Annotated in this window: 2 protein-coding genes; both read right to left on the reverse strand. The window is 59.7% G+C overall.

Features of this window, described 5'->3' with window-relative positions:
• Nucleotides 1–1,291 (reverse strand): recombinase family protein (locus BOA8489_RS19945; RefSeq protein ID WP_141138355.1); only part of this gene is annotated, 1,291 nt, incomplete at its 3' end.
• Complete coding sequence (locus tag BOA8489_RS19950; protein ID WP_093976054.1) at nt 1,291–1,743, reverse strand: DUF2924 domain-containing protein; 453 nt, start codon at nt 1,741–1,743, stop codon at nt 1,291–1,293. The genes BOA8489_RS19950 and BOA8489_RS19945, both read right to left, overlap by 1 nt.
• Nucleotides 1,744–1,921: the final 178 nt, after the last annotated feature.

Consider the following 1,921-nt stretch of genomic DNA (forward strand, 5'->3'; position numbering starts at 1 on the left):
CGGCTGCATCGATATCAGTTCCAACCACAGCGCTGACTTTGCTCGCATCCAGAGCGATGCTGACCTGCCCCTGTTCCAGATCAATCCGATGAACGTGATCGAGGATCGATTGATCGTCGCGTGTTGTCTCACCATCGGTTGTCGCTACAGCCGTGGATGGAGCGAGCAGGTGCGTTCCGGTTGTAGTGGCGATCCTCGACGCATCATCCAGCCTCTCCCTGACCTTACTCGCAACGAGGCCCTCGAGATCATGGGCCGGCAGCCTCCACCCCGCCTGCCGCCTGTCACCACTCTTCTGGATCAGGCGCCTTGAGACGTAATACCGTAACCTCTTGCCGGTCGAGGTCTTTGAATGAGTTGGTGTCAGCCGATCCCCGGTCTCATCAAAGACCTTCCCGGCGAGGGGAGAGGTGACGGCATGGCGCCGGTCTATCCAGCCGCTCCCGCTTCGCCTTTTTGCAGCCTTGTCCTGCAGCTGCTGCTGCACATCATCCCAGACGTCCGGATCAATGATGGCGGAGTGCTGCCCCTCAAAGACCTGGCCCTTGTGCCGGATACGCCCCGCATAAATGGGGTTGGTCAGAATGTGATGGATATGCCCCCGATCAAGGGGACCGCCGCCGCTTTGTCGTCCGCTCGGAGCAACCCGCTCTTTAGTTCTAAGCCGCATGCGGTCTGCCACGTCGCGCACCGCCCGCACGGTGCCAAGCTCTTGATAGAGTCTGTAAAGCGTGCGGATGGTCTCTGCTTCTGGCTCAAGGACCTTCAGGGTGCGTCCGTCAGGCTCATATCCCATGGGAACATTACCTCCCATCCAGAGGCCCTTCTTCTTGGAGGCGGCGATCTTGTCCCGAATGCGCTCGGCCGTCACTTCTCGCTCAAACTGCGCAAAGCTCAGGAGCATGTTGAGGGTCAGCCGTCCCATACTGGTGGCAGTATTGAAGGACTGGGTAACGGAGACGAAAGAGGTACTGGCTGCATCCAGTTGATCAACGATCTTAGCGAAGTCGGCAAGGGAGCGGGTCAGGCGATCGATCTTATAGACAACAATGCGATCCACCCGACCTTCGTCAACAGCAAGAAGAAGCCGCTGCAGGGCAGGGCGCTCCAGTGTCCCACCTGACAACCCGCCGTCATCATAGGCATCATCCAACAAGGACCACCCTTCGGCCTTCTGGCTGAGGATGAAGGCAGCACAGGCTTCACGCTGCGCATGAAGGGAATTGAACTCCTGTTCCAGACCGTCTTCAGAACTCTTCCGGGTGTAGATGGCACAGCGGATCTTCTGCATCACTCTGCCTTTCCACGCGTTCTTAAACCGAAGAAGCGCGGACCTGACCAGTTTGTGCCTGTGATACGACGGGCGATGGGGCTCAGCGAGGCATACATCGCCCCATCGAAGCGGAAGCCATCGGCCGTCACCTCGACATGGTAGGTCCGGCCATTCCACTCTCGGGCGAGAAGGCTTCCGGGTGGGGGAGATTTGGAAACACGACCTGACTCACGACCAGCTGCCGCACCGATCGAGAGGTCCTTGAGGCGTCGTCGGAGCCGCACGGGAAACCCGCCCAAATCCTCGCACTGCTTTTGCCAGTCTAGGGCCTTGGTCATGAAGCGAGCCGACAGATACTTGTCCGGCGGTGATCCGAAGGCCGCCTGCCAGTCAGTGCGGAGGCTATGCAGGTCACTGCCCGCAGGCCCTTCGTCGGTCTTGCTCAGCTTTGAGATTCCCCGATCTCCCATCCATCCGGCGGAAAAGCTCCGCTGCTACCGGCGCAACCCCGGACAGGCCGGGGCGGGGAGATCAGGTCACCGTCAGTGACGCTCTGTTCGTGCGAGAAGTCCAGTGGTTCATGAGAGACGGCTACACTCCAAAGCGGACATTGGTGCGAGGTGCAGCGAATGACGGCTTGGAGCCCAA

Origin of the sequence: Boseongicola aestuarii (genome assembly GCF_900184815.1) — a bacterium.
Taxonomy (GTDB): domain Bacteria; phylum Pseudomonadota; class Alphaproteobacteria; order Rhodobacterales; family Rhodobacteraceae; genus Boseongicola; species Boseongicola aestuarii.